At 35.6% G+C, this 8,331-nt stretch carries 7 protein-coding genes; 5 read left to right on the top strand and 2 right to left on the bottom strand.

The features are described 5' to 3' along the window. The first annotated feature begins 204 nt into the window (after positions 1-204). The gene (locus tag ACQV2R_RS08215) at positions 205-741 is read left to right on the top strand and encodes a TIGR01440 family protein (RefSeq protein ID WP_428875523.1); all 537 of its coding nucleotides are present in this window, start codon (positions 205-207) and stop codon (positions 739-741) included. Here ACQV2R_RS08215 and ACQV2R_RS08210 read toward each other — a convergent pair. Continuing rightward, entirely contained in the window at positions 738-1,055 is a 318-nt protein-coding gene (locus tag ACQV2R_RS08210; protein WP_428876086.1) for a hypothetical protein, read from the bottom strand. The two genes, ACQV2R_RS08215 and ACQV2R_RS08210, sit on opposite strands and share 4 nt — an antisense overlap. Before the next feature lie 274 nt (positions 1,056-1,329). On the opposite strand from ACQV2R_RS08210, the gene coaBC reads away from it, so the two are divergent. From coaBC to ACQV2R_RS08190, 4 genes are all read left to right on the top strand, one after another. Then, on the top strand, positions 1,330-2,553 hold the full coding sequence (gene coaBC / locus ACQV2R_RS08205; protein WP_428874190.1) for a bifunctional phosphopantothenoylcysteine decarboxylase/phosphopantothenate--cysteine ligase CoaBC: 1,224 nt from the start codon (positions 1,330-1,332) through the stop codon (positions 2,551-2,553). Between the two features lie 10 nt (positions 2,554-2,563). Then, on the top strand, positions 2,564-3,304 hold the full coding sequence (locus tag ACQV2R_RS08200) for an ABC transporter ATP-binding protein (RefSeq protein ID WP_428874191.1): 741 nt from the start codon (positions 2,564-2,566) through the stop codon (positions 3,302-3,304). Beyond that, positions 3,297-4,580 carry an ABC transporter permease gene (locus ACQV2R_RS08195; protein ID WP_428875526.1) on the top strand — a complete coding sequence of 428 codons (1,284 nt, stop codon included), beginning with the start codon at positions 3,297-3,299 and terminating at the stop codon, positions 4,578-4,580. The genes ACQV2R_RS08200 and ACQV2R_RS08195 overlap by 8 nt, the downstream gene beginning before the upstream one ends. A 78-nt stretch (positions 4,581-4,658) precedes the next feature. Further along, a complete protein-coding gene (locus ACQV2R_RS08190; RefSeq protein WP_428874193.1) occupies positions 4,659-5,744 on the top strand; it encodes a M42 family metallopeptidase in 1,086 nt (361 codons plus the stop codon). 61 nt (positions 5,745-5,805) lie between these two features. On the opposite strand, the gene gshAB is transcribed toward ACQV2R_RS08190, so the two are convergent. Then, positions 5,806-8,085 carry a bifunctional glutamate--cysteine ligase GshA/glutathione synthetase GshB gene (gene gshAB / locus ACQV2R_RS08185; protein ID WP_428874194.1) on the bottom strand — a complete coding sequence of 760 codons (2,280 nt, stop codon included), beginning with the start codon at positions 8,083-8,085 and terminating at the stop codon, positions 5,806-5,808. Positions 8,086-8,331 lie beyond the last annotated feature (246 nt).

The raw sequence follows: 8,331 nt of genomic DNA, 5'->3' as shown, positions 1-8,331 counted from the left end.
AAATTGGCAAACATATTGGAGATGAGAAGCTAAAAAGGCTTCGCTTTTTTTATTTATTAAGGAAATTTGGGCAGAAACAAAGACAAACCCTGTATGAGTCATCCTCAAAGAAGGGTTTGTCTTCAGTCTGGGCGCACCTTGGGTGCGCTTTTTTATTTGCAATCATATGTGGTAAAATGAAAGAAAACAAAGAAGGTGAAAAGTATGGAAATCGAGTTAGAAATCGATCGTCTAATGGGAGAAATAGAGGATTTATTCCAGGGGAAAGTAGATTCTCAGGATATTTTTGTTTTAGGTTGCTCAACATCTGAAATGGCAGGTGGAAAAATTGGGAAGGCATCTCGTCCAGAGTACGGGAAACTATTAGTCAATGCTTTAATCAAAACTACAAGCAAAATGGGACTCTTTCTTGCGGTTCAAGGCTGTGAGCATATTAATCGCAGTCTAGTGATAGAACGTCAAGCTGCTAAAAAGTATGGCTTAGAAATTGTCTCAGTAGTCCCTGCTTTGCATGCGGGAGGAGGAGCAGCCGTAGCGGCCTATCAGTTATTCAAGGATCCAGTCATGGTAGAGCATGTTCAAGCAAGTGCAGGTATAGATATTGGGGATACACATATCGGTATGCATATAAAACATGTTCAAATTCCTGTTCGTTTTAAACACAACCAACTAGGGTTTGCCAGGGTAAATGGACTATCATCGCGGCCAAAATTAATTGGTGGAGAACGCGCAAATTATTAAATGTAGTCCTTAATTATCTTCTTAACATACTGGTCAATTTGATAGTAACGCCCCTTTTTATCAATGGTTTCCTTATCGTCCAAGAGAGCTTCTAAAAGTTCTAAGTTTAAAATCCATTCGCTAAGCTCGTGATGCGATTGTTCTGTAATAAGTAGCACCCAATATTGAAAGGCGAGATAAGTTTTTGAATGATTTGTCGATGACAATTCCATCTTAATGAAACCCACGTTCCAAGTAAAAGAGAAGAAACGAGGGCTGTCAAAGGCCAATATTTCTGCTTGTTGTTCATTTTTAATGTGGTCTGTGTAATGCAAATGATTGCTTACCTCAATTTTTTCTGTTAAGGGAAGGCCATGCTATCATTTTGCATGAGTGCTCTATCCGTTAAAAAGGGCCGACCATCTTTTTGTTGATGTTTATACAAGCAAGTAAATTCAATAGAGTAGTTGTTTTCACCAAGATTAATTAAATTTATTTCAGGTAACAAAGGAATCTCCTTTATTTTTTTATATAGTTTAACAAGGAAAGATAGTTACTTGAACAGTAGTTAACAGGTTTTTAGATTATAAAATAGATAGGAGCTCTAGAATGGTTTTATTAAGGAAAAAAATTGGTGTCGTTGTCACAGGTGGAATTGCTGCCTATAAAGCGACTGAATTAGTGCGACAACTTGTTAAAGCTGGGGCAATAGTGCGTGTTATAATGACAAAGTCAGCAAGTGAGTTTATCACTCCGCTAACTCTACAAGTGCTTTCGCGCCATGAAGTTTTGATAGATACTTTTAGTGAAAATGATACTGAACACGTTCAGCACATTGAGTTTGCTGATTGGTGTGATCTTGTAGTGGTGGCCCCAGCAACGGCTAATATTATTGGAAAATTATCCAACGGCATAGCAGATGAAATAGCTTCTACAACACTATTAGCTGTTGCTTGTCCTTGTCTTTTATGTCCGGCGATGAACACAAACATGTATCAGCATCCTGCCACTCAAAGAAACCTAAAACGTCTAAAGAAAGATGGTTACTACTTGTTAGAACCGGATACAGGCTTTTTGGCAGAAGGTTATGAAGGCAAAGGGCGATTACCAGCTATTACTCAGATTGTTGAAAAGCTTGAAAGTATAGCAGCCAAACATTTTTACCCTCAATTATTAGAGAATAAAAAAGTGATTGTAACAGCAGGTGGAACGAGAGAAAGAATCGATCCTGTTCGCTACATTTCCAATGATTCTTCCGGCAAGATGGGATATGCTATGGCTAAAATTGCGAGTTTTTTGGGAGCAGAAGTCTCTTTCATTTCCACTAAAGATCATTTTCCAATGATGGATAATATGGACTTGATTTTAGTGGAATCAGCGCTTCAAATGCAAAAAGAAATCAATGAGCGCTATGCGCAAACGGATTACGTTATTATGGCAGCTGCGGTGAGTGACTTCAGAATGATGGATCAAGCTGAACATAAAATTAAGAAAAAGGATCAAGAGAATGAGAAAATCCTGTGGGAACTTATCGAAAACCCAGATATTTTAGCGGAATTAGGACAAAATAAAAAGCAGCAAGTTTTAGTTGGCTTTGCTGCGGAGACTCAAAATTTAATCGAATATGCTCAAAGAAAGTTAAAGTCAAAAAGAATAGATTGGATTATCGCGAATGATGTTTCTCAGAAAGACATTGGTTTTAATTCAAAAAACAATCAAGTGACTCTTTTAAACGAAAAAGGGCAAGTTGTGAACTTACCTAAAATGGAAAAAATTGATCTAGCAAGAAAAGTTTGGGAAATTATTCTAAATGATCCGATTATTAAAGATTAGAGGAGAATAAATGAAATTAGTAGTTGAAAATCTAACAAGCGGTTATCGCAATGTTCCGGTCATTAATAATGTAAATTTTGAAATTCACTCAGGCGAAATAGTTGGATTAGTTGGTTTAAATGGTGCAGGAAAATCAACGCTCTTGAAAACTATTTTAGGCCTTTTACCTAACCAGTCAGGGCAAGTGCTGATTGACGGCATCTCAATTGCAGAAGACCACCAGAAGTATGCTAGTCAAATTGCTTATATTCCTGAAACGCCTATTTTGTACGAAGAATTAACTTTGAAGGAGCACTTAGAAATGACAGCTCTTGGGTATCAAATTCCGATGAAAACAGTCATGCAAAGAGCCCAACCTCTTTTAAAGAAATTTCGCCTAGAAAAAAAATTAGAGTGGTTCCCCACTCACTTTTCTAAAGGAATGAAGCAAAAAGTAATGATTATTTGTGCTCTAGTTACGGATGCTCAATTATTAATTATTGATGAACCATTCTTAGGATTAGATCCGCTAGCTATTCAACAATTCACAGATTTATTGAAGAAGAGCGCAGTTTCTGGTCGCTCAATTATATTTACAACACACATTTTAGCGATTGCTGAGGACTTATGTGATTCTTTTCTTTTGCTTCAAAAAGGTCAACTTGTAGCTCAAGGAGACTTAAACCAGTTGCAGGCTATCTATAACCTCCAAAAAGCGAACTTAAACGATATCTATATGACCATGACTAAGACAGGTGAAGTTAATGATTAATTTGGATCATTTATTTAATAAAAGAGCTAATCAATTATTGAAGGAAGTTGGGAAATATGGGCGATTAATTTTTAATGATCATTTCTCTATAGTGCTTTTCGTACTGATGGGTTTTCTAGCTTTGACTTATAGAGATCTACTTGAAAGATTAAACCAAGGTTCCTATTTTGCTTTCATATGGATGATTCCTTTGATGATAGCTTTTTTTCTTACAGTAATTTTAAACTTCGGGCACCCTTTATGGTTAAATCATGAGGCTGACCGATCCTATTTATTTCCTAGAGGCGAGGATTGGTTTAAATATTGGCGAAAAGCTTTTATCTACACCTCGCTTTCTCAAGTAAGCCTAGCTCTTTTAATTAGCTTTCTTTTCTATCCGTTAATCTCAATTGTGAGTGATTGGAATCAAAATAATGCTGTTTTCTTCTGTTTTATTTATGCAACTTTGAAATTTTTAGCTGTGATCAATCAATACCTAAATCTTTATTATCAAAATAACAATTTTTTATCTAGAAATTCCGTAAAAACACTCAACTATTTTACTGGATTTTTTATAACGATAAGCTTTTATTTACCCGATTTCTATCCATTTTTAATGATGTTAGTTGTAAGCGGACTATATTTAATGATTGTATATTGGCGTTATCGTATATTAGCTAAAAACCTTGTCGATTTTGAGTTCATTATTAACCAGTCTCATGCTAATAAATCGCGTTTTTATAAGCTGATTTCTCTATTTGCAGATGTTCCACAAGTAAAAACTCCCATTAAGGAACGGAAATGGTTGTATCCTTTGATGAACTTGATTCAAGGGAAAAAGGCTAATCGATATAGCTATTTCTTTGCTCGAATGATTACTCGACATGAAGGTTATTCAGGTATATGGCTTCGTATTACAGTGTTTATTCTGATTATCATTTTCTTATTGCCTGATAATTGGTTGGCTTTAACCTTAATAGGGGGAATTGGTTTTTGGCTCGCGCTTATTCAAATTTTACCGATTTACTTACTAGGGAATAATTTGCCTTTTCAATTACTTTATCCTACTCAAGATTTACATTTGAAAAAGAATGCTTTTCAGAGGATGTTAGCTTCAATTTTGGTAATGATGATGCTTGCTTTTTGTTTAGGAATGCTAGTTAAAGTGGGTTTATCCTTAACACTACTGTGGGTTTCGTGTGCTTGGTTAATACTAATTTTAGCTATAATTCACTTTTATGTCCCTATTTGGTTAAAGAAATTAAAAAAGAAGTCCGATAAAAGAAAGCCTCTTTAAAGTAAGAAAGAATTTCTTTGATTGAAAACGAATTCTTTGTTAAAATTAATACAAATACTTATTAAGAAAGCAGGATGAATGATGTCAGTAAATGAAGAATATCTTAAACGTCTAACAGAAGTTAACGGGATCGGTGGCAATGAACGTTATGTTCGCGAATTGTTTAAAGAAGAAACTAAAGACCAAGCAGAAGAATATCTGCAAGATGGTTTGGGTGGTATTTTTGCTAAGCATACAGGCAATGCGGATGGACCACGCGTTATGTTAGCTGCTCACCTAGACGAAGTTGGCTTTATGGTTAAAGAAATCACCGATGAAGGATTTCTTAAGTTCGTTACCATTGGTGGTTGGTGGAGTCAAGTTGTCTTAGCACAACAAGTAACAGTAACTACAAGAGAAGGTAAGACATTCCATGGTGTTACAGGATCTAAACCTCCACATGTACTAACTGCAGAAGCTCGTAAAAAGCCAATGGAATTTAAAGATATCTTTATTGACCTAGGTGCTTCTTCTAAAGATGAAGTCATGGAATGGGGTATTCGCCCTGGCGATATGATCACTCCGTACATCGAAACACGTCGTATGAATGGCACTAAATTCCTTTTAGGTAAAGCTTGGGATAACCGTATCGGTATAGCTGTTGCAATTGATGTATTGAAGAATTTAGCTAAAGAAGGACATGAAACGGTTCTATTCTCTGGGGCTAATGTTCAAGAAGAAGTTGGTCTACGCGGAGCTAGAGTTGCTGCACATATGCTTAATCCTGATATTTCATTTGCTCTAGATACTGGTACAGCGGGTGACACACCTGGTATGACTAAAGATGAATCTGCAAGTAAATTAGGAAAGGGACCTCAAATCATTGTTTATGATAGCTCAATGATAGCTCACCGTGGCTTACGTGAATTTGTAGTAGAAGTGGCTGATAGAGAGAACATTCCTTATCAATTCGAATTTATTCCTGGTGGTGGAACCGATGCTGGTTCACAACACCTAGCATTAAATGGTATTCCTTCTATTGCGATTACTGTTCCAGTTCGCTACTTACATTCACATACTTCTGTTATTCACGAAGATGACTACTTAAATATGGTCAAATTAGTAACAGCAGTAGTGAAAGAGTTGAATGCAGAGACAATCAAGCAAATTAAAGATAACGCATAAAAATTAACTTTATTAATCCCCTTAAGCATCAGAAGTTTGATACCTAAGGGGGTTTAATTCATTAATTCAGTTCAGGAAATAAGGCTTCAAGCGCTCGTTCAGCTAGGGGTTGTGAATGTCCGATAGCAGGAAAAAGGTGCAAACTCATCATTGGATTGTAGTTAGCCTCTAGCACAGCGTAAGAATTGGAGTTAGATAGAGGCTCTTGATAGTTCTTGATAATGATATCTACTCCACAGAAAGTGGATTTCATAGCTGCAGCTGTTCTTTCAGCAATTTTAATAAAATCTGAATGAACTTGATCGGTTCGATCGATGGCAATTCCTCCGGAAGAAACATTAGAATTTTTTCTTAAGTAGACTTTTTTACCATTAACGGGAATTGATTGCAGAGAATAGTTTTGTTCAGCAAGAGTTATTCTTTCTATTTCACCTTTTTCTAATAAGGTAAGAGGAGCTAGATGTCTAGGCCCTCTGAATGGATGGTTATTTTCGAGATCGATTAACTGTTCAACAGTGTGCTGGCCATCGCCAATAATATGAGCGGCTTGTCTTTCACAAACTGCTAAAACTTTTTGATTTTGCACATAAAATCTTAATTCAATCCCTTCAATAAATTCTTCAACTAATACCGTATGATCGTGTTTGAAAGCTTCCTTCATAGCTTTTGTATAGGTTTCTTTTTCTGGAAAATTTTCGAAGATAGTAATTCCCAAACCATAGTTAGTATTTTGCGGTTTAATTACGATTGCAGATTTGTCTAATAGAGAATAATAATTGATTGCTTGATCTAAATCATTGAATTTTCTCCCTTTAGGTGTTTGAATTTTTTCTCTATCAAGAACCAATTTAGTAGCTGATTTGTTATCCATTAAGAAGTATGAAACCTGGCTGTCTAAGGAAGTCATATTAGCACTTTTGATTAATTCTGTATGCTCATTGAATTGAAGCTCAATTAAGTTATCTTCAATATCAACGATGGTAACTTGAATACCAAGCTCTATCGCTTTTTTTATTAAGGCTTGTGTCGAAAGTTCTAACTTCTCAAAACCATGAAGGAGATATTTGTTTTTTAAAGACTGTCTTTGAAAAATTTGGCTAAGTTTAAGCAAGCCCTGGGAAAGGTCTTTAAAGTCGGTATATTGACTAGTGATTTGGCCTGCAAGCGTTTGGGAGGGTTGCTCTATTTGCATAAACTTTTTAGCAACAAGCTGGCCTAAATAAGAGTCGGGATAGTAATGAGCATCTAGGTTTTCTGCAACAGTTTGTAAGGTATATGAGAAAGACTTAATAAGTTCTTTATTGATTAATGGATCGATAGGGTTAGATTCTGCTGTATTTTGGTTACGTTCATTGGCTAGATTAATTTCTTCTTCGCTAATTGACTGTTGGTGAAGAAGAAGAGCAAGAATCCATACTTTTACAAAATCGAGGTCTTCCAAACTGATTCCAAATGGTTGAAAAGGATTAAGATCAAAATTTCTAAATTCTAAATAAGAAATGCCCTCCTTGAGCATTGCGCGATTAGGTTTAGCCCCCCGCATTCTAACATCTCGGTAGAGCTCCTTCTCAAAATGTAGAATCCCCTGAAAAATGAGATCTTCAATATCTGTGACATATGTTTGAAAATTATTATAGGAAACTGAAACGTTTTTACTATTCCTGTAGCCATAGCGACTTTGGCGAACTGATTTCATAACTGTTTTGTGGGGTTTGCCGTATAAAACAGTCTCGTAATCATCTGAAAAATAAGGGGTGGCCCCTAAAAGATAAGTTAATACCCAGCGGTAGTAAAGATATTTACGTGTCAAGTCCATGTAAACCTTATTTCGATTGGAGATATATTTTGATTTTGAGGAATTCAGTTTTTGATTTAAAAGCTGATCATTAATTTGAAAGTTATAATGGATGCCTGATAGTAGTTGAACTTTTTTGCCGTAGTATGAAATAAGATATTTACGATAATTATAGTCATCTTTATTATCTAATTCAGCGCTTCGAATTTGATTAATATTAGATAATTGAGGTGGCATACTATAAGGCCAAAGCATTTCTGCTGGCTTCGAATTTGAAATTCTATGCTGTGTTATCTGGTGAAGACCAGCTAACCAATTGATTACCTCTTCATTAGTAGAAAAGGGTGGAGTAATTAACTCTAATTGACTTTCAGAAAAATCAGTTTGAAGATAAGGGTGGAAGGAACGGTTTCCCCAATCATGAGGATGGTCACTCTCACTAATTGATCCGTTGAAATTGATTCGAACGGTTTCTCGTTCGAGCCCCACGGTCGATTCCCAAAGTAATGGCAAATCTTCGATTGTAAACTCAATAATTTTATTCATAAGAAAGCTCCTCTTATATGAAGTAATTAATATTATAACAAAGTGATAAGAAAAAAGGTGAAAAAAATTTGAAAAGCCCTTGACTTAAGAAGACAACCCATGTTATATTATTTCTTGTCGTCACGAACGACCGAAACGAAAGAAAAAAAGTTAAAAAAAACTTTTTAAAAAGGTTTGACAAAAAGTCTAACCCATGCTAGTATATAGAAGTTGTCACTTATGGCAGCGAAGCTCATTGAAAACTGA

It is taken from the genome of Facklamia sp. P12937 (genome assembly GCF_050409505.1).
Taxonomy (GTDB): Bacteria; Bacillota; Bacilli; order Lactobacillales; family Aerococcaceae; genus Facklamia.
Note: the sequence above shows the minus strand (reverse complement) of the source record. Positions and strands in the feature narration are given on the sequence as shown.

What these genes read in the sequence shown, in the direction of transcription:
- ACQV2R_RS08190 (WP_428874193.1), top strand. Translation starts at nt 4,659, where the DNA reads ATGATGTCAGTAAATGAAGAATATCTTAAACGTCTAACAGAAGTTAAC.
- ACQV2R_RS08195 (WP_428875526.1), top strand. Translation starts at nt 3,297, where the DNA reads ATGATTAATTTGGATCATTTATTTAATAAAAGAGCTAATCAATTATTG.
- ACQV2R_RS08200 (WP_428874191.1), top strand. Translation starts at nt 2,564, where the DNA reads ATGAAATTAGTAGTTGAAAATCTAACAAGCGGTTATCGCAATGTTCCG.
- ACQV2R_RS08215 (WP_428875523.1), top strand. Translation starts at nt 205, where the DNA reads ATGGAAATCGAGTTAGAAATCGATCGTCTAATGGGAGAAATAGAGGAT.
- gshAB (WP_428874194.1), bottom strand. Translation starts at nt 8,085, where the DNA reads ATGAATAAAATTATTGAGTTTACAATCGAAGATTTGCCATTACTTTGG.
- coaBC (WP_428874190.1), top strand. Translation starts at nt 1,330, where the DNA reads ATGGTTTTATTAAGGAAAAAAATTGGTGTCGTTGTCACAGGTGGAATT.